General features: G+C 43.7%; 20 protein-coding genes. 11 read left to right on the top strand and 9 right to left on the bottom strand.

The window, feature by feature from the left end; genetic code table 11:
* Positions 1–51 precede the first annotated feature (51 nt).
* Together R8P61_22280 and R8P61_22275 are read left to right on the top strand one after the other, a co-directional pair.
* Entirely contained in the window at positions 52–468 is a 417-nt protein-coding gene (locus R8P61_22280; GenBank protein ID MDW3649816.1) for an energy transducer TonB, read from the top strand.
* 115 nt (positions 469–583) lie between these two features.
* The gene (locus R8P61_22275; protein ID MDW3649815.1) at positions 584–1,177 is read left to right on the top strand and encodes a hypothetical protein; all 594 of its coding nucleotides are present in this window, start codon (positions 584–586) and stop codon (positions 1,175–1,177) included.
* A 403-nt stretch (positions 1,178–1,580) separates the two neighbouring features.
* On the opposite strand, the gene R8P61_22270 is transcribed toward R8P61_22275, so the two are convergent.
* From R8P61_22270 to R8P61_22255, 4 genes are all read right to left on the bottom strand, one after another.
* A complete protein-coding gene (locus R8P61_22270) occupies positions 1,581–2,381 on the bottom strand; it encodes an ABC transporter substrate-binding protein (GenBank protein MDW3649814.1) in 801 nt (266 codons plus the stop codon).
* 103 nt (positions 2,382–2,484) lie between these two features.
* A complete protein-coding gene (locus R8P61_22265; GenBank protein ID MDW3649813.1) occupies positions 2,485–3,930 on the bottom strand; it encodes a M56 family metallopeptidase in 1,446 nt (481 codons plus the stop codon).
* Entirely contained in the window at positions 3,930–4,298 is a 369-nt protein-coding gene (locus tag R8P61_22260) for a BlaI/MecI/CopY family transcriptional regulator (protein ID MDW3649812.1), read from the bottom strand. The genes R8P61_22265 and R8P61_22260 overlap by 1 nt, the downstream gene beginning before the upstream one ends.
* 82 nt (positions 4,299–4,380) lie before the next feature.
* Positions 4,381–6,012, bottom strand: a complete 1,632-nt coding sequence (locus R8P61_22255) for a gliding motility-associated C-terminal domain-containing protein (protein MDW3649811.1) — start codon at positions 6,010–6,012, stop codon at positions 4,381–4,383.
* A 119-nt stretch (positions 6,013–6,131) separates the two neighbouring features.
* Here R8P61_22255 and R8P61_22250 point away from each other — a divergent pair, with 119 nt between their 5' ends.
* The 3 genes from R8P61_22250 (at position 6,132) to R8P61_22240 (ending at position 8,705) form a co-directional block, all read left to right on the top strand.
* Positions 6,132–7,049: an alpha/beta hydrolase gene (locus R8P61_22250; protein MDW3649810.1), complete on the top strand. Its 918-nt coding sequence runs from the start codon at positions 6,132–6,134 to the stop codon at positions 7,047–7,049.
* A 68-nt stretch (positions 7,050–7,117) separates the two neighbouring features.
* Positions 7,118–7,921 (top strand): LuxR C-terminal-related transcriptional regulator, encoded by an 804-nt coding sequence (locus R8P61_22245; GenBank protein ID MDW3649809.1) that lies wholly within the window; start codon positions 7,118–7,120, stop codon positions 7,919–7,921.
* A gap of 427 nt (positions 7,922–8,348) precedes the next feature.
* Positions 8,349–8,705, top strand: coding sequence for a hypothetical protein (locus R8P61_22240; protein ID MDW3649808.1), 357 nt, complete (start codon positions 8,349–8,351; stop codon positions 8,703–8,705).
* 108 nt (positions 8,706–8,813) lie between these two features.
* Here R8P61_22240 and R8P61_22235 read toward each other — a convergent pair whose 3' ends face one another.
* Positions 8,814–10,688, bottom strand: coding sequence for a T9SS type A sorting domain-containing protein (locus R8P61_22235; protein ID MDW3649807.1), 1,875 nt, complete (start codon positions 10,686–10,688; stop codon positions 8,814–8,816).
* Between the two features lie 269 nt (positions 10,689–10,957).
* Here R8P61_22235 and R8P61_22230 point away from each other — a divergent pair, with 269 nt between their 5' ends.
* The 3 genes from R8P61_22230 (at position 10,958) to R8P61_22220 (ending at position 13,941) form a co-directional block, all read left to right on the top strand.
* On the top strand, positions 10,958–11,926 hold the full coding sequence (locus tag R8P61_22230; GenBank protein ID MDW3649806.1) for a PmoA family protein: 969 nt from the start codon (positions 10,958–10,960) through the stop codon (positions 11,924–11,926).
* A 267-nt stretch (positions 11,927–12,193) separates the two neighbouring features.
* Complete coding sequence (locus tag R8P61_22225; GenBank protein MDW3649805.1) at positions 12,194–13,168, top strand: NADPH:quinone oxidoreductase family protein; 975 nt, start codon at positions 12,194–12,196, stop codon at positions 13,166–13,168.
* An 11-nt stretch (positions 13,169–13,179) separates the two neighbouring features.
* Positions 13,180–13,941 carry a glucose 1-dehydrogenase gene (locus R8P61_22220; GenBank protein MDW3649804.1) on the top strand — a complete coding sequence of 254 codons (762 nt, stop codon included), beginning with the start codon at positions 13,180–13,182 and terminating at the stop codon, positions 13,939–13,941.
* 426 nt (positions 13,942–14,367) lie between these two features.
* Here the strand turns inward: R8P61_22220 and R8P61_22215 are convergent, their stop codons facing one another.
* Genes R8P61_22215 through R8P61_22205 form a run of 3 tightly spaced genes read right to left on the bottom strand, consistent with a single transcriptional unit; the run spans position 14,368 to position 16,643 of the window.
* Positions 14,368–15,096 carry a phosphoglycerate mutase family protein gene (locus R8P61_22215; GenBank protein ID MDW3649803.1) on the bottom strand — a complete coding sequence of 243 codons (729 nt, stop codon included), beginning with the start codon at positions 15,094–15,096 and terminating at the stop codon, positions 14,368–14,370.
* 3 nt (positions 15,097–15,099) lie between these two features.
* Complete coding sequence (locus tag R8P61_22210) at positions 15,100–15,837, bottom strand: beta-ketoacyl-ACP reductase (GenBank protein MDW3649802.1); 738 nt, start codon at positions 15,835–15,837, stop codon at positions 15,100–15,102.
* Between the two features lie 29 nt (positions 15,838–15,866).
* Positions 15,867–16,643: a glucose 1-dehydrogenase gene (locus tag R8P61_22205; GenBank protein MDW3649801.1), complete on the bottom strand. Its 777-nt coding sequence runs from the start codon at positions 16,641–16,643 to the stop codon at positions 15,867–15,869.
* 182 nt (positions 16,644–16,825) lie between these two features.
* On the opposite strand from R8P61_22205, the gene R8P61_22200 reads away from it, so the two are divergent.
* On the top strand, positions 16,826–18,301 hold the full coding sequence (locus R8P61_22200) for a sulfatase (protein ID MDW3649800.1): 1,476 nt from the start codon (positions 16,826–16,828) through the stop codon (positions 18,299–18,301).
* 20 nt (positions 18,302–18,321) lie between these two features.
* On the opposite strand, the gene R8P61_22195 is transcribed toward R8P61_22200, so the two are convergent.
* Positions 18,322–19,245: an aldo/keto reductase gene (locus R8P61_22195; protein MDW3649799.1), complete on the bottom strand. Its 924-nt coding sequence runs from the start codon at positions 19,243–19,245 to the stop codon at positions 18,322–18,324.
* A gap of 403 nt (positions 19,246–19,648) precedes the next feature.
* On the opposite strand from R8P61_22195, the gene R8P61_22190 reads away from it, so the two are divergent.
* Together R8P61_22190 and R8P61_22185 are read left to right on the top strand one after the other, a co-directional pair.
* Positions 19,649–21,427: an ABC transporter ATP-binding protein gene (locus R8P61_22190; protein MDW3649798.1), complete on the top strand. Its 1,779-nt coding sequence runs from the start codon at positions 19,649–19,651 to the stop codon at positions 21,425–21,427.
* Positions 21,428–21,518: 91 nt separating this feature from the next.
* The gene (locus tag R8P61_22185) at positions 21,519–25,934 is read left to right on the top strand and encodes a HEAT repeat domain-containing protein (GenBank protein ID MDW3649797.1); all 4,416 of its coding nucleotides are present in this window, start codon (positions 21,519–21,521) and stop codon (positions 25,932–25,934) included.
* The last annotated feature ends 94 nt before the right edge of the window (positions 25,935–26,028 follow it).

The following is a 26,028-nucleotide window of genomic DNA, read 5'->3' as shown; positions in this document are numbered from 1 at the left end:
ATAGGGGGCACTCATAATAGCTTTGTATCAATCTTAACAAACAAAATTATTATGAAATCGTCCTTAAAATTTTTCGCCCTCTTGCTTAGCATTTTGTTTATTCCTCAGATGCAGGCGCAAAATATTGCCCTTTCAACGGATTCTCCGGAAGTAAAAGTAGTAGAAACTGCTAATGACTCAGATGAAGCCTGGTACCCGATTCCCCTAAATTTTAAAGAAATCGCCCAAAAGGTTCCTTATCCCAAAGTTGCTATGGAAGCCGGGATAGAAGCCGATATCAAAATATCCGTGATGGTTGATGAGCAGGGCCGCTATCACAGTCATAAAGTGCTGGGCAAAGCCTCTCCCATGTTCATGAAGGAAATAGAACCATATCTGTCTCAACTTCGATTTAAGGCTGCTATGCGAAATGGAAAAGCAGTCAAAGCCAAAATAAGTCTCCCTTTCCGATTCAGGTTAAGGCATTAATCGGGAAAAGCTAAATAGTATTAGTACATGAGTGTCTCCTCTGTCGCATAAAGGCAGAGGAGTTTATTGTGACTTCTCTCCCTTCTGTTTATCCCAAAAGAAAGAACAGACACAAATGGAAAAATACTTCTACAATCGCAACTTCTGGGCTGCTATGCTTATGATCTTTGGCGGCCTTATTCTTCTGCTTTTTATTTCTGAATGGTATGAAAACAGGCAAAGGAAACAACGCCTACCAACTGTTACTCAGTTGACGGGTGAAATAGAAGAATTGGAAGTATCTCTGCAGGATGCGGTTGAAAGAAGTAGAAATAAAGAGATGGAACTGGAAAGCAGGGATCAATTGCTGGAAGAAAAGAATATAGAATTGGCCTTTATGACAGATAAGTTGAATAAGGTTGCGGAAATCAATCTTTCCAAAGAAAAAGAAATCGCCCAACTTAAAAAGCAACTTGCCAGTTCAAGATCTATGTTGAAGGAGGCCTACCTGTCCCTGGAATCCGAAAGAGAGCAGCAAGGCCTGCTTTATCGGGTACAGATTGGAATGTTGGAAGATGAAGCCTTGCCGGCCTTTCCTTTTGAGCCGGATATGTTTTTGGTTGAAGAGGTAGATAATTATAATAAATATGTATTGGGAAGCTTCCGTCAATATGAAGCTTCATTGGAGTTTAGGGATCTGATCAGAAAACTGGGTGTGAAAGATGCCTGAGTAGTCGCTTATATGGATGGGGAAAGGGTGGATTTGGTGGAAGTTCAGAATTCGATGGAAATAGCAGCTCAATGAGGCATAAACCTTTATGTCTCCAGGGGCTATTGATATTCCCCTTCCCAAAGATGAGTTTTCAAGATATCAGCTGAAGAAAGAGTTTCCAGGACTGGGCTCGGAATAATAATTACTTATTTCCAAAAAGAAACGACCGAAGCAGGAGCTTCAGCCGCATGAAGTGAGAGTGATAAAGAAGATTAAAGGAATGAATCCTGGATATGTCAGAATGCTCTCCCAAACCCATAATAAAATTACGGACTTATCTCCTGACCGCATTTATGCGATTTTTAAGGAATTGTGAAGATTCAGTAGGGGAAAGAGGTCGAAAATGAAGACAAGATGAAGCTTAGCTATGCATCTGTTTTTCATATACCTCATCTATGATCCGGCAAAGCTCACGAAAACCATCTGTCAAACAAGCGGGTCCGGGTTGCAGGATGATGGCTGGATCCATTTCGTAGATATGCTGATGCTTGATCGCGGGAATATCTTTATAGCCCTCCCTGCTTAGGACCGCCTCTTTATCCAAAGGCTTTCCACACCAACAAGCTATAAATATATCGGGATTCCTATCCAGAACTTCCTGATGCTTGACATAGCGCTCTTTGGAGGCTTTTCCTTTCGCCCGATCCGCAAAAATGGGATCGCCTCCGGCCATTTCTACTAATTCACTTACCCATTCTATCGCACTTATGGCAGGCTCATCCCATTCCTCAAAATAAACTTTGGGCCTGTAGCTTCTTGCTTTCCTCTCTTCAGTTCTTTGAAGAAGCTTATTCCGAAACCCTCCCAGGAGTTTTTCTGCCTTTTCCTCTGCACCTATTATTCTCGCCATCATCTCCAGTACGCCAAAAATATCCTCAACGGATCGCTGATTGGTAATGAGTACTTGCAGATTTTCTGTAATAAGCTCCCTGGCCAATTCCGCCTGTACATCCGAAAATCCGATCACCAAATCTGGTTTGAGGGCCTTGATCTTTTTTACACTGCCTCCGATATATGCGGAAACTACAGGCTTTTCTGCTTTGGCTTGTACAGGCCTTTCTGTATAAGCGCTGATCCCCACTAATCGATCCTGCTCTCCGAGCAGGTAGAGCCATTCGGTAGTTTCTTCTGTAAGGGCTATGATTCTTTGAGGTCCTCGCACAAGCTTTTTGCTTTTGAGATGCAAGTTAATTCCCCTGCCACTCTAAAAGAAAAGCGATCTGATAATTGCTACCAGATCGCTACTTGTTTCGATTTATATGTCCTTATTTCTTAAAGTGTTTTTTGTAGTGGTCTTTTTCTTTTAGGTAAACATCTTCCCAATTTCCACCCTTATCTGTAGAATATTTTCTAGCAATATATCCTTTGGTTTCTACGGTCAGATGATAGGTATACTGGCCATAGTGGGCCGCATTTTTTTTGAGTTCGCTATAATTGAAGCTATGAATTTTATCTGGACTAAAATTGCCAAGTTCATGATTAGGGGTTCTTTTCCCATTGAGCCAAAGTCCGTATTTCTCCGGATTTTGAAAATCCTTCATTTGCTCTGGCGTGGGTTCTTTGAAGGCTATAACTTTGCGAAAGACCTGGGCTTTTGATACCTCCAAATTCCAAAACCATTCGCGTTCTGCTTGACTCAGCTCTTTACAGATTTTGCTCGTCCATTCTCCTGCCTCATTGAGGAATCTTACTTTGGACTCTCCCACAACCCATCCGAGTATATAACGGCCTTTTCGACCCTCAACTTCCACATACAGCATCATACCGCCGTCTTCCATATTCAAATCTTTAAATACTTCATCATTTCCCTCTGAGGAAAGGGCTTCAACAGAAAGAGAATTCTCAGACAGAGGACTTTCGCTTTGCCAAACGATGTGTTCTCTACCAAATAACTGGCAAGAAGCGAGGATGAAGAGGATGCATAGAAGTTGTTTGAGCATTTTCATGACTTTATTATTAGAGGTGAATATCATTTCAAATCTTTCTCGGGTTTGCCCCATGTTCAGAGGACTAACGAGCATAGAAGCCCTTGGAGCAGATGCTTTTTGCAAGATGAGCTGTACATAAGGTTCTGGTGAATGTAACTCCCTGGTAACCGACTGATCTGCCAGAAATTCATGATTTAATCGGATGGCTCTTTTCAATGGGATGATCATGGGATTGAACCAGGCAAGACAATGCAGGAATTCAACCCAAAGAATGTCCAGGCTATGTTTTTGTTTCACATGGGCCAATTCATGTTGAAGCAATAGCTTTGTATTCTCTGATGTCGGGAGGAAAATGAAGTGGAGGAAACTAAATGCCTGCTGTGTATTGGAGTGAAGGATTTGTATGTATCCTTCTTTCCTGATTTGCTTACCCTCTCGAATCCTTTGGAGGATTGGATACAGTTTCTTCCCAAATCGAATCAGCATGAGGAATACCCCCATAGCATAAATTCCTCCCAAAAAACTTTCCCAGCTTATCATAGAACTTGTCTCTATGACTTCCATCGAGGTCCAGCTCTCCATTTCCGCGCTAGGAGTAGATGAGCTTGAGATATTACGATAGCTGGTGCTGATTATCCAGAAAGGAATTAGAAAGGAAGCCGTTATAGAAAAGAGCAGGAAAAAGCGATTAAATTTCAGCATCTTCTCTTTCCGCAATACAAGCTGATAAAAGCCCCAGAAAAGGGCCATCAAGATCATAGTTTTTAGCAGGTAAATAGCCATTACTTTTGAGAGTTTAGCTTTTCATCCAACATTTTCTTTAGCTCCAGTATTTCTTCTTCACTCAGGGCTGTTTCAGAAGTGAAGAAGGAGGCGAAGGCCAGTTTCGATCCATCAAAAAAGTTGTTGATCACTTGTTTGATCTTGCCCGAGAAGTATTCATCCCGAGAAATGAGAGGATAATATTCTCTCACACTCCCATAGGTCTTGAAGTCAACAGCTTCCTTTTGTTGAAGCCTTTTGAGGTGGGTGGCAAGGGTGCTGGGAGAAGGCTTGGGATCTGGATACGCTTCCAGTAAATCCTTCATGAATGCCTTTTTGAGCTTCCAGAGATAGCTCATGACTTGTTCTTCTTTTTCAGGCAGTTTCATTCTATTTATGTAAAATTGTTTCTACAAATGTAGAAATATGTTTACAAAAATAAAAACCTTCTGGCAGATTAGGCCCTGGAAGCTACTTTAATAGGCTTACATAGCCTTTTTTTACTATTTCCTGGAAGTCATTTCCTCCGTAACAGCGATAACGAAATACCCAATAATATACGCCAACTGGCAAGTCTTTGCCTTTCCATTTACCGTCCCAGTATTCTTCCGGATTATTGCTTTTGAATCGTATCCGCCCATAGCTGTCAAATATCTCGACCTGGAGATCCTGTATCCCTTCTCTGAATTGGGGAATAAATTCATCGTGAATGCCGTCTCCATTTGGGCTAAAGACATTGGGGATAAAACTTTCACATCCACAGTCCTGAGTAGTTAGCCTGAAATATTCCCGGGCTTGAAAACATTGCCCATTTATATCTACCCAATAGAGGCCTGCTTCTTTCGCCTGGAAATTGTTCTTATCGCTCAGGTCGGACCATAGATATTGGGCATCTTCATAACTGGCGATAAAATTGACGGGAGAATCCAGACAAACGAGGGTATCTAATTCTTCCTGCCCCTGGTAAAGGGCTTCATAGGCTATGCTGATAGAGTCGCTATAGCTACAGCCTCCTTTTACAATCTCTAATATATAGGTGCCAGCCTGCTCAATGCTCCTTTTTAGATCAGGATTTCGATCATTCCAACGAAAATTATCGACATTTTCTTCCAATCCAATTTCTAAGACGTCTTGCTGGCAAAGCAGGGTATCTGCCCCTAAGTCAAAAACAGGAATCTCTGCCGAATTGAGTTGGATGCTGTCTGTCCAGACACAGCCGCCCACTTTGATTTCTAGTGTGTATACTCCGGTTTGGGAAATGCTGAAAACACTATCTGTATTTCCATTCCCCCAATTATAAGAAGCCCCACTAAAAGTCATAGCCTTCAATTCAAGCATTTCGCCTGGACAAAGGAGGCTGTCACGGGCTATGATAAGTTTATCAGGAAGTACGGGATTGCATTCTTCCAATATCACATTGTCTATGTAGAGATAGGTGCTTTCAAAACCTACATCGACATTCCTGCGGTCAACGCTGGTATTATCATGGTCCCAGAAATTACCTATGACCAGATGCTTTTCTCCGCCTTCAGCTCGAAAGTTTCCTTCAATCTTGGTCCAGGAGGTCATGCTGCGTAAAAAATTATCCTGAGGATTTCTCACCTGGGGAGTATAGGGGAGCAGATCGAGATTAGGGATGCTATCAGGAGAAACATATAGTCCGATGTCATCAGTTACAAATTTGGAACTATCTCCCGGGCTCACAAAAAAAGCTGCTCTGTACATCTTTCCTGCTTCCAGGCTATCCATCAGAGGAACGGCCAAATACTCCCTGTACATTCGATTGTGTGAATCTCCATTGAGCCAGGTTCGTATGCCTGCGTAGCCCTCTCCGATATAGGGTGCCTGAAAGCCCCAGTGATTGATGGGCATCCCTGCAAAGCCAGTCCCGGCGCAGGTATGGGCAAAGTCTGTTGTTTTATAATTTGGAGAATACCAGGGGAAAGCCTGATCGACCTGACCTCTGTTTGAAGGGCAGCGAACAAACTGACTGAAGTCGTGATTGGGGACAAGATTTTGCCCCAAAAGAGAGCTGTTTCCCAAACAGAGGTATAGGAATATTCCCAATCCAGTTAATAGCCCTTGATGATTGCTTATGAGCATAAGTAGCAGCTTTGACTAGAGATCCAATGAAAGGAAGTGGGATGTGGCTCCTTTAAAGATGGGAAGATTTTCAGACTTATGTTTTAATCTGCCCAAAATAAAGATATATTTCTTCTACTATGCTTACTACAGAACTACAACAATGGGAAAAGGGAGGGCGATATCTGGAGATCGGACCTTTCAAGATAAAAGTCTTTGTGAGAGATTTGGCGAAAGAGGATGCGAGTCCGGAAAAAACCCTTTTGCTTTTACATGGTTTCCCTGAGTCTTCCTATTCTTACCATAAAATTATTCCGGGAATTTCCGCCTTTTTTGAAAGAGTAGTTGTCTTTGATATGCCCGGTTATGGCTTGAGTGATAAACCCTGGGAACATTATACCTATTCACTTTTTGAGCAAGCGGATACGGCTCTTCAAGTCTGGAAAGAACTGGGGATAGCGGGAGGCCATTTGCTTTCGCATGATATGGGAGATAGTGTAGCCACTGAATTGGTGGCGCGTCATATAGCCGGAATTCTTCCTGCCTGGTTCTCCAAAGGTTTTCAGTCCTTCACCTTCACCAATGGGAGCATGGTATTGGAACTGGCCGATTTGAGAATCACCCAAAAAATCTTGCTGGGAAGGTATGGGCATTTGATGAGCAAGCTTACTTCTTTTCGTATCTTTAATCAGCAGGTCCGGAGTGGTCATGGAAATGATACGCTGTCTGATAAAGATGTAGAATTGTTGTGGGAAAATATCATCCAGCAAGAAGGCCATCGCAAAAACCACCTGATCATCAAATACCTCAATGATCGCAAAAGATTTGAAAAGACTCGATGGTTACCAGCTCTGAAAGAGGTGAAATTGCCTATTCATATTTGCTGGGGCGAAGCAGATGCTGTAGCAAGAGTAGAAATGGCACACTATCTGAAGGAAAATATTTGCAAAGAGGCGGTTTTGAGTCTCATGCCGGGAGTGGGGCATTTTTGTCAGTTGGGTAGTCCGGAGATTTGGGTGAAAAGTATTTCTGCTTTTTACCGAGAAAGCTTCGGATAAAGGCAAATGATAGATAGAAAGCCCCTGAAAGAAGATTTGGTCAGACTACTTAATTAATAGAATACTGTATGGATTTGGATCGCATGGCTCAGGGCTTTGCCTTTATGAGCACACTCATGGAAAACTTTGGAGAAGCACAGGATTTGAATGAGGAAGATGCCAAAAAATACCTGGAAGATAATATCCTGAATACTCCCCTTTCTTCTGATACTTTTTATGCCCTCATGGATCTCCGGAAAATGGCCTTTACGTTTAGCCATGGGACAGAATCTTTTTTTGGAATAAAGGAACTCAGCTTTCCCTATTTCTTTTCCCAGATCAATGAAGCCTATCGAGAAATGTTCCTCACCTGGGGAGAAGCTGCATATACGGCAGCTTATGATCCCGAAAATCGAAAGGTTTTACAACCCCTGAAACAAGAATATAGAACCATGTTGCCCGTCAAGAACCGGGCGGGCGAATATTACTGGCTCACACAGATTGCGATTCCGCTACAATTTGATGCCGATCGAAATCTTTTGACCCATCTCAATATCTATCGAGTGGGCATCGCCTATGAAGCCTGGAAGAACTGGGCCATTAAGGGCGAAATTTTGGAGAATAACCTTCCCAGAAAGGATTTCGCTTTTACGATGGAGGAGTATGTAAGAGAGTATGTCTCTTCTACCTTTGGGAAACGAAAATTCCAAATGCTCAAGTTGTATGCCTCCGGTACGAGTACAGATGATATCGCGGCTTCATTCACCATTAGCAAAAAGACACTTTATACCCACAATAAAGATATCCTGGCCAAAGCCAATAAGATTTTTCATCGAAATTTCTCCACTGTAAAAGAGGCGGCCAATAGTTTGCAGGAAAATGGATATTTATAATGACGGTTTAGTTCTCTTCAAAAACCGAAGATGACCAAAGCTGAGCAGTTGACTCAGACAATACCTAATTTTCAATAATTAGGTAGTTGGGAGGTGGGTTAATTTGTGGAATTTTAAAAACAGCAGGGTTTGAAGGGCAAAATTCTTCAAATTCTTCTATTCGGGAAATAAAAAGCCCGCTGAGAAAACACAATGTGAATGACAAGATGAAATGTATCCTATTTCTTCTTGTCATTTTTGGTTTTAGGCCCCCTTTTTTCTCAAAATGAATTTCAATTTCTCATAATGAGATTATATGCCAAAATGGGAAAATCTGTAATATGCTAAAAATCAGCTACTTATAAGGGTTTTGGCTTGGTGGCATTTTTCTTGGATTTATCGTAATACAGCCTACGCAGGCAACGTATAACGATAAATCCTGACCCCCATGACTACTAAACAGGTATTTAGCACACTTGCAGTTTGCTTTTTCTTTAGCCTCAACTCAGTCCTTGTCTCTGCTCAAAACAGTCCTGAAAGTGCCAGAAAGCCGATGAAGGAAAAGGCAGCTATCAGTAAGATCGCTGAAAACCTTGATCTTCCTGTCGAGCAAATGGAATCCTATGAAGTCCCTCCTTCGCAATCTTTGGAATTGATGAGGAAAGGGAGCCAAAACAAAAGACTCAGGATCACTTCTTTGCAATTATCAAAGCCCTTTATCAACAAACGACAAGTCTTACTCAAAAGAGAAGGGAAGAATGCCCTTGCCAATCCAAACGCTAAACCCAAGCGATCACTACCCTAAATCGAAAAGAGAAGATGCAGTTTCTGACTGCAAAAGATATCGACGAAACCTTTTGTCGCATACTAAGTATGCCTTGCATGACCCGGGCCTTGGCCCGGGTTTCTTTTATTATTCGATCCTCATTTTCTCTGTCCTTTCAATACCGAGATATCGAAAACTCAAAAGATAGACTCCTCTGCTCATGGCAGGAAGATTGAGCGAGATCTCTTGTCTTCCTCCGCTTGCAGGCAATTCTTCCCTCCATACCTCTTTTCCCAGCATATCCAAAATCCGAACCACAGCTCTTCCATCTTCAGGTATGCTATAAATGAGAGAAGGATTTTCTCCGACCTTAATGGGATTGGGTTTCAAAGCAATAGAAATTCCGGAAAATCCATCCAGGATCAGGCTTAGGGGATTGCTATAACTCATGCTTCCATCCTGGCGAATCAGTTTCAGGCGATAGATATTTTCTCCTGTATTGACAAGCCGATCCAGGAATCGATTTTTATTCGGAGAAAGACGGGCAAGTAAACCAAAGTTACCTGACTGGTTCATTTTTTCGAGTTCGACACCTCTATATTCACTTCGGGGAAGTGATTCCCAATTCAGGAGAATTTCTTTTTCGGGACTGATTCTTCCACTAAGCTCAATCGAACTGTTGAGTACACAACTACTGGTATTTACAATTTCTTCGGGAATAGCGAGTGCAGTAAGCACTGCTCCATTTCCACCGGCTGTAGCTCCATTGGTAGCAGCGCAGGCAGTGGCAGTTCCATTGTTACCTCCCGTTACATCACTTGTAACCATTCCCCCCAAAGCTGTAGAAACCCAAATGGCTCCTCCGCCACCTCCGCCTCCCGGCCCTTCACAATTGATGGTAGTATTTGCACCATTTCCTCCTGTAGCTTCCACATGTAAAGCGGTAGTTCCATATCCGTTTACACTCAATAAGATGCTTCCCCCAGCTCCACCTCCGGCAGCACCATCCCCTCCGGTAATTAATGCATCAGTTCCATTTGCCAAAATGGCATTTCCATTGCCTTCGATCTGATTAGCAATGATGATCACAATTCCTCCGCCATCTCCTGCATCATCAGCGTCACCATTATTGTCATGACCAGCTCCGCCGCCGCCACCGAAATAGACCCGCGGGTTTGCTACGGAGTATCCTTGGCCGGAAAGTGCTGAACCTCCGAGTCCTGGATGATCGCCCTGGCAAGAAAAGAATCCGGTTGTCCGACTGCCCCCATTTCCTCCGGTTCCATAATTAGAACCTCCGCCACCTCCTGTATTGTGATCATTTCCTCCGCCTCCGCCACTGATCTGCTTCCCTTTTCCATATTCTTTATTGGTGATAAAATTGGCAATGCCTTCTCCTTTCTCGGCTCCTCTAGCCGCTCCTCCAGCAAAATCGTAAAAAAATCCGTTACTCTCCACGGCAAAGCTACAGGCATAGGTCGAACTAAAAGCTTCAGCTCCTCTGAAGCCTCTTCCACTTAGATCAATATCAGCATTGAGGGTTAGGGTCCCGCTGAGTTCCAATACAAGTACACCTCCTGTACTTCCATTCCAGGGACTGGCAGTCAAAGTAGCATTGACTGTTTCATCTGTAGCACTATAAACTTTGACTAATTGTAAGCGAGGATTGGAAGCAGAAGAAGGGTTGTAACTATTCTTTATTTCATAGGAGAAAAGCACATCATTGCCTACTACATCACAGACTGTAGCTATTTCAAAACTGCCTGCATTGTTCAGATTGGTGATATCCCCAAAATTGCTACTATTGCTTTCATCCATTTGAGCCCCTTTCATCTGGATCAGCATTACCCGGTCCGTGGTAGTAAACATTGCGGGATTTGCGACTTCGACAGAATTTGTGACAGCATCAACAGAAAGTACCTCGGTGTACTGATTGACGACACCTGAAATCTGGGCTTGAATAAAAAGAGGGAAAAGGAGCACTGAGAGCAAGCAAAGTTTGCCAGGGTGTAGCTTCTTCATACTTGAATGGGCCGATATAATCGAGCCCGTTTGTTTGGGTAATTTTGGTTAAAGCTCTAATTACAATTTTTAAACAATCCATCCAAAAAATTAAAACCAACTTAGAATTGCCAAAAAATGAAATGAGGCCTGGCTTTGGTGGATTCTTTCAAATGAACGTTCATTCTGCTACTATATTGAGCGAAGAAAGCGCTTTCTTTAATATGAGAAAGAATTCATTTGACTTATTGCGTGATTGCCTTTATAATTAACGAAAGAACCTACTACTCATGAAATCTAAACTATTTTTAGGACTGGCAGTATGCCTACTACTTTCCTGTTCTCAAAGCAAGCAAAAAGTAGCTGAAACGAATGATCAACTTTCCTTGAAAGTTTCGGATGAACAGCTGGAGATCTACCTCGGAGATCAACTGCAATTGACTCAAGTAGCTAAAACAGCTCATCGTCCTTATTTGCATCCTATCATGGCACCGGATGGAAAGGGAGAACTTACCCAATACAGTCCTGGCCATCATCGTCATCAGACGGGTTTATATTGGGGCTTTACCCGAGTAAATGGAGCAATAGCTAATCCTGATAGTCTGCTGCGATTTTTCTACAGCCGGGAAAAAACACCAGAGCAGCAAGCTTTGGTAGGAAGAGATTTCTTTCATCATCCGGATGGGGATTACTGGAACAGAATTGGACTAGAAGTGCTGGAAGAAAGTGAGGATCGCCTCCGCTGGCAAACTCAATATGAAATGCTGGACGAAGAGGGAGAGATTATGATCCAGGAAACACAAAGCTGGACCTTTAGTCAGGAAGGAGATAAAAACAGACTGGATCTCGTATGGAAAGCCGAAGCCTTTAGAGATATTCGCATCGGAGCCTTTGATTATGGGGGAATGTTTTTGCGTATGCCCTGGCATAAAGAAATAGCAGGAGCAGCTGTAAATTCGGAAGGACAAGAAAATCAGGATGCAGAGGGTAAAAAAGCTAAATGGGTAGATGTGGGGATGAGCATAGAAGGAAGGGAAGATTGGGGACATATTGCCATTCTGGATCATCCTGAAAATGTCAACTATCCTACTCCCTGGAGAGTCGATGGGCAATTAGGAATTGGACCCTGTCGAGCCATTGAAGGCGACTGGACCATCGCAAAAGGAGAAGCTGAAAGCATGAAGTTCAGTTTGCTGGTTTATACCGGAGAAATCGCGACCGAAGAATTGAATAGTATGGTAGAAGGCATGGCTAAATAAAAAAGCCCGGGACAAAGCCCGGGCTCAAGGTTTACTCCTTAGACATTGAATATTGTCTACTGACTGATTTCTATTCAAATTTCAGCATTTGTTTTTTTCGGGATGTGCAGTATTGTTCTATTTGTATGGACTATTGTTCCAGAGAGGTGGATTCCTGAGCGAACATAGCTTTATTTAACTGGTATAGTATTTTTTGTGAAATTAGGCGAATCGACCACATAAGCATAAATTGTGTAGTCTGACATCCATTTAATTTTTAGACTCAGCATGAAATCTCTACTCTGCAAAGAACTTGGGCCTCCTTCCAAAATGGTCCTGGAAGAACTCCCTACTCCCACTCCCGGAGAAAAAGAAGTCCTTATAGAAGTTAAAGCCTGTAGTGTCAACTTCCCCGACACCTTAATGATCCAGGGTTTATACCAATTCAAACCAGAACTTCCCTTCGCTCCCGGTAGTGATATAGCCGGGACAGTAGCAGCAGTAGGAGAAAAAGTCAAAAATTACAAAGTAGGGGATGAGGTTTTTGGCTTGATTCCCCATGGAGGATTCTCCACACATGCCATTGCCAATAAAAATGTGGTCTTTCCCAAGCCTCCTATGATGGATTATAAAGTAGCAGCCTCTTTCATGATGGCCTATGCGACTTCTTATCATGCATTAAAGGACAGAGCTCGCCTGAAAGAAGGTGAAACACTCCTGGTGTTGGGAGCTTCAGGAGGAGTTGGATTAGCTGCGGTTGAGTTGGGGAAATTGATGGGGGCGAAAGTGATTGCCGCGGCATCTACAGATGAGAAATTGGCACTCTGCAAAAAATACGGGGCGGATGAAGTGATCAAATACACCGAAGAAGATCTGAAAAGCAGAGCCAAAGAATTGACCGGAGGAAAGGGCGTAAACGTAGTTTATGATCCGGTAGGAGGAGATTATACTGAAGCTGCTTTACGGGCGATGGCCTGGAAAGGACGATTTTTGGTAGTTGGTTTTCCCGCTGGTATTGCAAAAATACCGATGAATTTGCCTTTGTTGAAAGGATGCGATGTGCAGGGAGTATTCTGGGGAAGATTTACTATGGAAGAAGCCGGGAAGAATATGCAGAATACCATGGAACTGATCAAAATGTATGCAGAAGGGAAATTGAAACCTCATATTGATAAAGTCTATCCCCTGGAAAATGGAGCTCAAGCTTTACAGGATATGATGGATCGTAAGGTCAAAGGAAAAGTTATCATTGAAATGCCCTAAAACTTCTAGATATGTCCCATCAAGATAAAATTGTACTCATTACGGGTTCTGGTTCAGGAATCGGACAGGTAACTGCCAAATTATATGCACAGGAAGGTGCTACGGTCATTGTCTCTGATATCAATGAAAAAGGAGGAGAGGAAACCCGTGATGCCATCATTGCAGCGGGAGGAAAAGCCGTATTTATGTCTTCGAATGTTGCCGATTATGAGGCTGTGAAAAAATTGATCGCTGATATTGTTGAGCAATTTGGTCGTTTAGATGTTGCGGTAAACAATGCGGGCGTAGCCAATAGAAAACCTCAGCGAACGGCTGATGCGGATGTAGAGGACTGGGATCGGGTGATTTCGGTAAACACCACAGGTGTTTTTTACTGCATGAAGGAAGAGCTCAAACAGATGATGGCACAAGGCGGAGGATCTATCATCAATATAGCGTCCATTGCAGGCTTAAGAGGATTGCCCAATAGCCTTTCCTATGTGGCAAGCAAACATGCCGTTGTAGGGATGACCAAAACAGCTGCTATGGAATACGCTCGGCACAATATCCGGATCAATGCGGTTTGTCCGGTCTTTACCGTTACCCCTATGTTCCAGCCCGATGTGATGGATCAAATTTCAGAGGGCCTTTCCCGCAAACTCAAAAGCGGAGTACCCATGAAGCGTTTTGCTGAAGCCTCAGAAATGGCAGAAGCCATTTTGTGGTTGGGATCAGATAAAGCGAGTTTTATTACGGGGCATGCCTTGCCGGTTGATGGAGGGCTAACCGCTTAATTTTATTTTTTCTTCTTCTTGTGTTTCTTTCTTCTTTTTCCTTAGATGAAAAAGAAGCAAAAAATCAAGCTGCTGCAAACCTGCCGCAGAGTCCGGCCCCCGCACCCGATGCAGCAGCGGGGCCCCGGCGCGCAGAGGGAAGTGTTGGCGTGTTAGAGTGTTAGGGTGTTGGAGTTAATTCATAATAGAATCTACCTCTCCCAACCACCCAACCACCCAACCAACCACCCACCCAACCACCCAAGCGCGCATGCCCGGCAGCGCCAATCGGGAAAAGGGGCGGCTAAGTGCGGCTGGTTCTTGGCGCTGCGATTTTTGACTCCATCTTTTTCTAAAAAAGATGGAAATACCCCCTAAAAAAGATGGAAACAACCCCCCAAAAAGAGAGAGAAAAATCCTCCAAAAATTAATCAGAAAAATGAAAGACTAAATATGTGTAATCAACTCCTCAGACTGTAAATGAGGACTCCGATTAAAAGCATGTAAGTTGATTTTAGAACTCGAAAAAACATATTCCGTGATAGCACTATTCCGAACCTGTCCCCCTAATCCGACTACTTTCTCCTGATCCTTCATATTTAAGGCAAATCCCACACTGGCAGAAACAGCTCCAGCAGAACTGAATGCAATGATGTTTTCACCTGCTTGATTTTCAGCCATCATTTTTTGCATACCACTATCCACGCGGGCTCTGAATTCCTTCCAATTCTCAATATCGACCGGATGCGGAAATCCCAGTTCATCTTTCGCCCATATTCTGAGGAAATGATGAAAAGCTTTAAGGAAATGTTTGATCTGATCTTGTGGAGCTCTGTCAACTTCTGGTTCAAAGGCCTGAAAAATAGGATCTACGGTTTTGAATTGCGGCATCAGGCTCCGCATCACACTAGAACCCGAATGTTCACTGAGTTCTGCTAAAATGATTTCTTTTTGGGGAAAGGGAAGTTTGGCTTCCTTATACACTTGTCTTACTGTTTCAAGCGTTTGCAATTGCCGACGAAGCGGACCTGAATAAACCGTATCAAAGATTCTTCTTTCGCTTGCCAAGTGTTCTCCCAATAAGCGAGCCTGTAAAAAGCCTTTCTCCGATAATTGGTCATAATTATCGGAGAAAAAAGAGGCTTGTGCGTGTCGTATGAGTAAGAGGCGGCTCATTATTTAGAAAGAACCTCCGTTCACACTCATGGTATGTCCATTGGTAAAACCAGAGTGGGGAGATGCCAGATAGAGATAGGCATGTGCCAATTCTTCGGTAGTTCCCGAACGTCTAACCGGAATGGTTTTTTCGATTCCTCTCAGCATTTCTTCAGGAATGGTTGCGGTCATATCCGTTTTTACAAAACCAGGAGCAACTGCATTAACCGTAACCCCTGTTTTTCCGACTTCTTTCGCCAGTGATTTAGTAAAGGCAATGATAGCAGCTTTGGTGGCAGCATAATTGGTCTGTCCGAAAGCACCTACAATTCCATTGATAGAACTGGCTGATACTACACGTCCATAGCCAGCCTCAACCATGTGGGGAAGCACCGCTTTGGTACAATTGAATACACCATTGAGATTAACATCAATTACCAAATCCCATTCTTCCTGACTCATTTTGAGGAAAGACTTATCTCGTACAATTCCTGCATTATTGATGAGTATGTCAATTCTGCCAAATTGAGCTTTGACCTGCTCTACCGCCTGGGCGATTTGATCCCGATCCGTAACACTAACTTTTTGAAATATAGCCTGACCACCTGCTGCGCGTAGTTTCTCAGCCGTTTCCTCTCCATCCTCCAATACATCCCAAATCACCACCTGGGCGCCTTCCGCTGCAAATAATTTTGAGATCCCTTCGCCGATTCCGCGCGCACCTCCGGTGACGATAGCAACTTGTCCTTTTAATATGTCCATTATATATGAGTTAAAGATTTATTCTTGAATTAACCTGCCAATAAAAGTCCTCCATCAGCAGTGAAGGCTCCTCCTGTGCTATAGCTGGAAGCATCAGAAGCCAGGAATACTGCCATACCCGCAATTTCATCTGCTTCACCTATGCGGCGGGAAGGGAAGTTGCGCTCTACGGCTTTGAGCATTTGTTCGTTTTGCCAAAGGGCTGCGCTAAATTTTGTTTTGATCAATCCCGGACAAATGGCGTTTACGCGTATACCATCCGGACCCCATTCTTTGGCCTGAACCTGAGTAAGCATAATGAGAGCAGCTTTACTAACCCCATAAATCGCAATCATATCCGGAGCCTTTAATCCTCCAACAGATGAGATATTGATGATCGAACCTCCGCCCCGACTTTTCATGATAGGCTGCACCATATTTCCCAGTAAATGACAGGATTTTACATTGGTGTTCATGATCTTCTCGAAAGTAGCTCCATCCACCTGGGTAAGGGGACCAAAGAAAGGATTAGTAGCTGCATTGTTTACCACTATATCTACTCCTCCATATTTAGCTACTGTAGCTTCCACCAGGGCTTTCAATTGCTCCTCATCTCCTACATGACAAGCAATTCCGTGAGCCTCCAGTCCATCGGCTTTAAACGCAGAAGCTACTTCATCTACAGCCTCTTGCTTGCGACTGCTAATGATTACTTTAGCTCCAAATTCTGCCAGGCCTCTGGCAATGGCTTCTCCAATCCCTTTGGAGGAACCGGTGACGATAGCGACTTTACCTTCTAAATTAAATCGGTTTTTTATCCTGTCCATAGTGGTTTTAAAAGATTAACTGTCGAAAACCAAATCGAGAAATGATATGCAGAGAGAAATAGGCTGGAATGAAAGGCTTCGAGTAGTAATTTTTCGATCTTATTCAAGTAATAAATTTCCGCTCGTATTTACAATCCATAGTTTTCTTTCTACCTTTTTATTAAACCGCTTATATCTTTCCTATGAAATGGCTTAACCTACTACTCATCCTCCCTTTTTTAGCTGCTTTTAGTTGTTTGGAAAAAGTGGAGGAAGCAGCTGCAAAACCCAATGTACTTTTTATTGCAGTAGATGACCTTCGACCGGAATTGGGAGCTTATGGGAAGTCCTATGTCAAATCTCCCCATATAGATAGACTTGCAAAAGATGGCCTATTGTTCAGAAATCATTTTGTGAATATGCCGACCTGCGGAGCCTCCCGCTATAGCTTGCTCTCCGGGAAATGGCCAAGAAGTCTGACGGGCTTACGCAATACGGCTATACAGGAATTGATTGCTAGCAAGAAAGAAGGTCCGGAGCCGGAATCTTTTGTTCATCAGTTTAGGAAAAATGATTATTACACAGTCGGCATAGGAAAGATTACCCACTATGTGGATGGGAAAATCATGCCGCAAAACAAAAAGGAAGTAAAAGGATGGGAATTGCCCAATAGCTGGGATGAGATGTTGCTGGATGTTGGGAAATGGGGATCGAGTTGGGGGGTGTTTTTTGGCTATGCAGATGGAAGCAATCGAAATGACAAGGAGAAAGAAGTAAAGCCCTATGAAGCAGCTGATGTGGAGGATGAGGGCTATCCAGATGGTTTGACTGCAAACTTGGCCATCAGAAAGCTCCGGGAGTTGAAGGATAAAAAGCAACCTTTCTTTCTGGGAGTAGGTTTCTTTAAACCTCACTTGCCCTTCAATGCTCCGAAAAAATACTGGGATCTTTATGAGCCGAATGAGATTCCGTTAAGTCCCAATCCCGGGATTCCTGAAAATATCCATTTGTCCAGTTTGCATGAGAGTGGAGAATTTAACCAATACAAACTGGGGGAAGAGAAGAATTCTTTGGAAAAGCCTCTTTCAGATCAGTATGCCCGCAAACTTCGCCATGCCTATCTTGCTTGTGTGAGTTATACGGATGCGCTGATAGGGAAAGTCCTGCATGCATTGGAAGAGGAAGGTCTTGCTGATAATACCATCGTTGTACTTTGGGGAGATCATGGTTGGCATTTGGGAGATCAGCGTGTTTGGGGAAAGCATACCTTGTTTGACCGTGCCTTGAAAAGTCCATTGATTATTCGTTTGCCAGGGGGAAAGCAAGGTGGGAAGGAATTCGATCAGGTGGTGAGTACCACCGATATTTATCCGACTTTGATGGATTTGTGTGGGTTGGAAAGCCCCAAGGGATTGGATGGCAGAGAATTGGCAACTTTGTGGACAGATGAACAGCCCCAATGGGAGAGTCATGCCTGGTCCTATTTTCGAAAAGGAATTAGCCTGAGGACGGATCGATACAGAATTAGTAAATACTTTCGGGAGCAGGAACCTCAAATCGAATTATATGATCATGAAGCTGATCCTTATGAACAAGTGAATATAGCAGCTGAAAACGCTGTACGGGTCGATAGTTTATTGCAGCTTTTGGAGAAAGGGAATACGGGCTTGTATGATTAGCTCGCTAAGCATTCCCCAAATCATCCTACAATCCAGTCTTTGTTTAAAACGGGTTCGATGATCTCTTTGACTGCATCTACCAAATCCCAGTCGGGCTCTTCTGATGCCCATTGGATGTTCTCGATGATTTGTTCGGGTAAAGGAGTACTCACCAGAGTCGTAGGAATATCGGGATTACTTACAGCAAACTGAATCGCCAGACGCTCGATTTTGCTGCCTTCCTTGAGGCAAAATTCAACAGCTTCCTGAAAGAAATCAAAATCTTCTTGCTCGATTGGATGCCAGTCAGCAGGGCCTCTTTTCGTAAGCAAACCCATAGCCATAGGGGCTGCATTTATAAAGCCAATGTTCTTTTTCTTTATCGTCGGTAAAATACCCAGGATGCGATCATCATTCAGGGTATGATGATTGTGGCAAATCATAGCATCCAGTTCATGGCTTTCGATGATCTCTTTACACCAGTCAACCGGATAAATGCCAATCCCTATATTTCTGGTTTTCCCCTGTTTCTTCAAATCTACCAGGGCTTTATAGCCTTCATTCAAAGCCTGCTCTTTGTGAATCCCGTTTTGGAATTCGAAATCATGCAGGTGCAGGATATCAACATAATCAACATGTAAACGCTTGAAGCTTTCCTCAACCTCCTTGATGATGCGCTTATAAGAATAGTCAAAATCTGTATTGCTGTATTTTCCGGTTTTTGTCGAAAGGTAGTATTGATCCCGGGGAATTTTTTGCAAGGCTTTTCCCAGAACTTTTTCTGCGCGGGTGTCTCCATATGCAGGGGCTGTGTCTATGAGATTGATCCCATTATCTAAAGCCGTGAATACGGTTTGTATGGCCTTTACCTCATTTATCTTCTGAAATACTCCTCCAAGCGCTGAGCCTCCCAAACTAATCATGGAAACCTCAAGTCCTGTTTTACCTAGCGTTCTGTATTGCATATTTATTTTTTGCTGGCCAGAAGATAGGGAAATTCTCCTAATATCCCCCATGCATGAAGAATGGGCAAGTTGAGTGCATGCTACACAACAATAAATCAGAAGTTTCCGACAAAGATATTGTAGGGGAAAGATCATCTTTTTAATGGATGACACAACCATTCCGATCTTAGCTTCGTAATCTAGTCTCGCATTTAATCATACTGTCATGTAAGCTCTACTGTTTTACACCCGACCCCTGGGATTTTTATCCCTTCTCACCTCTCAAACGATGTCCCGGACTTTGTACCAGGAAGAAATTCCTATTGCAAAGCCTATTATGCGTTACGCGTATACAAGCTTCCTTTTTGTTACCAACAAAATCGGAGGCTGTCTGCCTTTTTCATCTTGTTAAGCACCAACATTCATGAAATCGAAACCTTACCAATCTATGTCTGATGTGTCGCGGTTGCCCCGTCAGGCATTTAAATTTAGTCTATTTGTCAGCCGCAAATATGCCCGATATGCGATTCCGGCTTTGATTGCCGTCCTAGTGGGTATGACCCTGGGTATCTCAAATACCTATGTGATGAAGGAATTGGTGGATGCCCTGGATATGAAAGATGAGGCCATGTGGAACTATGCCCTGATTTATGTGGGGATTTTCGCGATCTCTACAATCTGCTGGCGTAGTAGTGGTTTTCTCGGTATGCACTGGCATACAAACACACGCTCCGAAAGTGCCAATGTTTTGTATGATTACCTGAGCAAGCACAGTAGCAATTATTTTTCAGATCGCTTTGCCGGTTCTCTTGCAACCAAGGTTACCAATGCAGCAAACGGAGTCAACCACATGCTGGGTAAAGTGCTTTGGGATTTTCTCCCGACCACTTTACGACTCATACTTTCCATTGGTATTGCCTGGTTAGCGAAACCTATACTGGCCGTTATTCTGGGAATATGGGCTGTATGTTTCATCCTTATCAATGCCTTTCTGGTAAAGAAGAAAGCATTTCTTTCCAAGAACTCAGCTGAGGCTTATACCAGACTGAAAGGACAAATGGTGGATATTCTGACCAACATACGAGTGGTTCATCAGTTTGCCCGTCGACCTCAGGAAGTGGTTCGAGTGGGAGCTTATGTCCAAAACTTCAAAGATAAGGTGATCAAAAGCTGGACCTATTCGGAGTTTGTACTGATTTTCAACAACACGCTTCAGGTATTTTTGATGGCTACCATGATGTTCCTCTCTCTGAAACTTCTTCAGGATGGAACCCTTACCATCGGAGAGGTAGTCATGATGATTCAGCTGAGTTGGGGAATCCTGGATGCCTTGCTTTTCATCGGTAATAGTATGAACCATATGATGGAAAGCTATGGGGAAGTACAGGAAGCCCTGGATATCATCCTGCATGAGCATGAACTGGTAGATCAGTCCGATGCTGCTCCTTTGGATGTTGCACATGGAGCTATCAAATTGGAAAATGTCTCATTCTCCTATGAATTGGGTCGTCCAATTTTTGAAAACTTCAATCTGGAGATACCTGCAGGTCAAAAAGTGGGTCTTGTAGGGGAAAGTGGTGCTGGTAAGAGTACCCTTACCCAACTTCTTCTTCGGATGTATGACGTCCAGAAAGGAGGAATCTACATTGATGGTCAGGACATTTCTATGCATAGCATGGAAAGCTTGCGGAAAGCGATAAGCTTTGTACCGCAGATGTCTCATCTTTTCCATCGGAGCATCCGGGATAACATCAGTTATGGTGATCCGGAAAGCGAAGAGGCAGAAATCCAGCATGCAGCTCAGGGCGCTCGCGCACATGAGTTTATCAAGGATCTGTCTGAGGGCTATGAAACCCTGGTAGGTGAGCGAGGAGTGAAATTGAGTGGTGGGCAGGCACAACGTGTCAGCATTGCCCGATCCATGCTCAAGAACGCTCCTATCCTGATACTCGATGAAGCTACCAGTTCTTTGGATAGCGAAAGCGAGCGAATGGTTCAGGAAGCACTCCTCGAATTGATCACAGACAAAACAGTAATCGCAATTGCGCACCGTTTGTCTACTCTCCTGGCTATGGATCGAATCCTCGTTATGGAAAATGGTCGAATCGTCGAGGATGGTACCCATCATGAACTTCTCGAATTGGGCGGAACCTATGCCCGACTCTGGAAACATCAGGTGGGCGGCTTTTTGATCAAAGCTTAAGTATACATAATCCCCTGCACCTTTGGGTGTGGGGGTTTTGCTTTTTCGCTCACGCTTGATATTCGTTCAGGGCTTTCCTAGATTGATTTTTATGAAAACTACTACGCTGTCTTTACTCGGCATTTGCCTTATATTTCTCGTTTCCTGCCAAAGTGGGCAATTGCCCGGGCAAAAAATTTCTTCAGATGCCCCTCAGGAATTGCAAACCAAATTCGTCGAACAAACCATAGGAATAGATGTAGATCTATATGCCTTTAGTTGGAAAAACTCTGCAGAGATTTCACAACAGAAGGCTTATCAGATTATAGTGGCTAGTGATAAAGCAAAACTTGCAGCTGGAATAGGAGATTTGTGGGACAGTGGAAAAAGGGCTAGTAGCCAGCATGAGGATATCATATATAGAGGACAGGAGTTAGCGCAAGGGAAAGAATATTTCTGGAAAGTCAAAGTCTGGGATCAGGCTAATACTTCCCTGGGCTACAGCCAGGCCGCTAGTTTTACGAGTGCTTCCTCAGGAAAAGAAAATCGGATCATTTTATTGGGGGGAAGTTTGGTCTCCCGCATGGAGAAATATGCATTTTTCGAGACAGCTCTAAATGCCGAATACCCCTATCAGAATCTCGTATTCAGAAATTTGGGATGGCCGGGTGATGATGTCGAAGGAACCGCTCGCTCTGAATTTGGCTCAGCCCATAATACCAAATCCTGGAAACCTCCCACTTCGGAGCAAGGATTTGGCTATGCAGAAATGAAAAATCAAGTGATAGAAGCCAATCCTTCAACAGTAATTTTTGCCTATGGGGCAGAAATGGCCTTCAAAGATGCTTCTGACGATTTTGATGCTTTCAAAAGAAACTATAGAAACCTCCTCAGGGTCATTGATTCTCTGGGGGCGAAGCTTATTTTACTTTCCCCTAATCCACATGAAGCCTTTGCTCATACAGAAAAGGAAATAGAGAAACGAAATGAGCGTTTGGCGAAAGCCCGTGATTTTATCCAGGAAGAAGCAAGGAAAGCAAACTATCCTTTCATTGACTTATTTGCCTATTTCAATAAGCGTCAAATGGGAGGAAGCTTTACGGAGAATGGCATTCATCTCAGTGAATCCGCCTATGCAGATATGGCCATGTTGATGCTCCAAAATCTGGGAATCAATGCCCAGGAGTCTTTCCAGTTGGAAATGGATGAACAGGGGAAAGTACAGGCATCTTCCGGCCTTTCCATCAATGACTTTACTCCTACTGCTACAGGCTATCGCTTCGACATCAAATCCGATAAACTCAGTCCCTATGCCAACTTGAAAGTTGATCGCGAACATTTGGTAAAGGTCGATGGTGAAGTAGTGAGAGAGAGAGAATTGGATGAAAGACTGTTTATCAAGCCCCAAAAAGCACAATGGGAAAAACTCAGAAGCACCATCATTGAAAAGAATCGTCTGCAAAGGTTGAGACTCAATCCCCTGAATAAAGCTTATATCTTTCTCTTTCGTCGTCATGAAATGGGACATCTGAGCAAGGAGATGGAAGACTTTGACCGGCTGGTACAGGAACAGGAAGAACTCATTACCAGATTAAAAATTCCACAAGAACATAGACTGGAAGTAGAAATCCTGGAAGCCTGGAAATCACCACAGGAATACAAGGAGTATTATGTGCCGAAAGAAGTTCCCATGCCAGATGTTTCAGAAGAATTGGCGGCTTTCACCATTCCGGAAGGATTTGAAATTAACCTTTTTGCCAAAGATCCCTGGATCGTGAATCCGATCAACCTTAACTGGGATAATCAAGGCCGGGCCTGGGTAGCTTCCAGTTCTACCTATCCCCAGATATTTCCAGGCAGAGAACCCAATGATCGCATTGTCATACTGGAAGATACAGATCAGGATGGAGTGGCAGATAAGCATACTGTTTTTGCTGAAGGGCTGGTTGTGCCTCATTCTGTTATGCCGGTTAAGGGAGGAGCTTATTTGTGTAATACATCTGAAGTATGGTTTTATGCCGATAAGGATGGGGATGATGTTGCAGATGAAAAGAGACTGGTCTATTCCGGTTTTGGGATTGCAGATATGCATCATACCATCCATGGATTTCGCTGGGCACCCTGGGGCGATCTTTACTTTACCCAATCCATATACATCAACAGCTTTATAGAAACAGCTTTTGGAAGTCGTCGCCTCAATGGAAGTGGTATATGGGAGTTTCGGCCTGAGACAGAAAGACTGGAAGTATTTAGCACAGGTATGGTAAATCCCTGGGGGCAGGCTTTTGATCAGTGGGGCCAGGCATTTGGAACGGATGGAGCTGGAGGAAGTGGGCCGCATTATCTTTTCCCCGGCGCAGCACATAATACCGCCGTAGGTGCTGCACGTGTTTTGCCAGGATTGATTCCCGGAAAACCCAAAAATACAGCTGCAGAAGTAGTCTACAGCGAACAGATGCCCGAAGGATGGCAAGGGAGCTTATTGGCAAATGACTATCGTGCAAACAGAACTGTCCGTTATCAACTCACCGAAAGTGGAAGTGGGTATAGCGCAGAAGAAGTAGAAACCGTGATACATTCCAGCCATCGATCCTACCGTCCCGTGGATATCAAAACAGGACCTGATGGGGCTATCTATATCATCGACTGGTACAATCCCATTATCGCTCATGGAGAAGTTGATTTTCACCATCCGATGCGGGATAAGTCGCATGGAAGGATTTGGAGATTGACCCGGAAAGGGAATTCCAGCAAGCCTTTTCCCCAAATAAAAGGAGTAGGAGTGGCCCATCTTCTGGATTCTCTCAAATCCAATTCCCAACTCACTCGCCTCATGGCCAATCGGGAACTGGTTGAGCAAGGACTTCGTGCAGACAAACTCATGTTCTGGGTGATGCGTCAAGATAAAAAGCATCCTCGCTATGAACATCATTTACTGGAAGCCCTTTGGCTACACGCTGCTATTAATGTTCCCCATAAAAAATTGATCGACCGTTTGCTGGACGCAAAAGATCATCATATTCGGGCGGCTGCTACAAGAATGTTGGGACACTGGAAAGAGGAGATAGAAGGCATGGATCTGCTGGCGAAAGTAATCAGAGATGAACATCCGCAGGTGAGATTGGAAGCGGTACATGTGCTGCGGGAGATGGGCAATTTTGCAGCCGTGGAAATGGCCATGCAAGCCGTGGATTTGCCAATGGATGAAAACCTTGATTTTGCCCTTTGGAACACGGCCAGAGAAGGAGAAGCCTATTGGTTACCGAAACTAAAAAACGGAGATCGAATTTTTGAAGGGAAGGCTGATAGAATGGGTTTTGCCCTAAGTGCCAGTGGAGATAAAGATGCGATGAAGTCTCTGCTTCCTTTGGTACAAGAAGGGAAGATCAAAGGAGAGGAAGCGAAAAACATCTTACTCATGCTCGCCGGAAATGGAGGACAGGAAGAAATAGACTGGTTATTTGAGAAGGCTATGCAGGAGAAAGACCAGGAGCTATTAGCGGGACTGTCAAACTCTACTGAGATTGTTCCCCGAGATGCTAATAAACTCACAGAATTGCTCGGAAGTAAGAAGCCAGAAGAACGAATATTAGGGCTTGATTTGGCGGGTACCTGGAAAGTAAAAGAGATGAAGGATAAAGTTGCGGGTATAGCCTCCAATCCCGCTCTTGATCCTGCAGAAAGACATACAGCTTCTATGGCATTGATGGCCATGGGAGAAATAGATGAAGTAATCAAACAGGCTCGTGGAGGAAAGAACCTGGGCGTAAGAGCAACAAGTGCTGCCGCCTGGGCCAGCGAAAAGCCCGGAGAGGCAGCCATGATCAATGCCAGTATATTAGGCCAGATAGGTTCAGTCGATTATGCAGAATTGCTTATTGGAGCCTATATGAATCGGGAAGAAGGACCGGATATCCTCGCACAGGCTCTGAAAGCTAAAAAACTTGATCCGAGGATCGCTGCTAAAGGAGTCAGTATGGTACAATCTTCCGGCCGAGACCTGCAAAAATTGTTAGGAGTTCTTGAAGCTGCCTTGCCCATAGAAAATAAAAAGGCCAATCCTGTACTTGCTAAAAGATCTGCTTTTCTGGCAAGTGTTGAAAAAGAGGGAAATGCCAGTAAAGGAGCACAAATCTATAAGCGTCCTAGCCTCCTTTGTTCTACTTGTCATAAACTCAATGGCCAAGGAGGAAAGCTGGGACCTGATCTGAGTACCCTGGGGACTTTTAGCCCGACATCTGGCATATTGGAATCGCTTCTGAATCCTAGCGATAACATCAAACAAGGCTATGAGACAGTGGTCCTAACCCGAAAGGATGGAACAACGGTCAGTGGTACGCTACAAAGGAGGAGTGATACAGGAGCGGTGATCATGGATGCCAATAATAAAATCATTAATGTACCCAATGAAGAAATCGCGAAATTATTCATAAGTCCGATTTCTATGATGCCAGCAGGATTGACAAACTCCCTTTCTGAAGAAGAGCTGCGGGATTTGCTGAAGTATTTATCTCAGTTGGGTAAGTAAAAGGAAGGAAGTTCAAGTGCAAATATCAAGAGCAAGAACAGGATTTGGATTCGCTCTTCTTACTGAATTTGCACTTGATACTTGATTTTGAACA

It is taken from the genome of Bacteroidia bacterium, from assembly GCA_033391075.1.
Taxonomy (GTDB): domain Bacteria; phylum Bacteroidota; class Bacteroidia; order J057; family J057; genus JAWPMV01.
The sequence above is the reverse complement of the archived record's forward strand: the minus strand, read 5'-3'. Positions and strand labels throughout refer to the sequence as shown.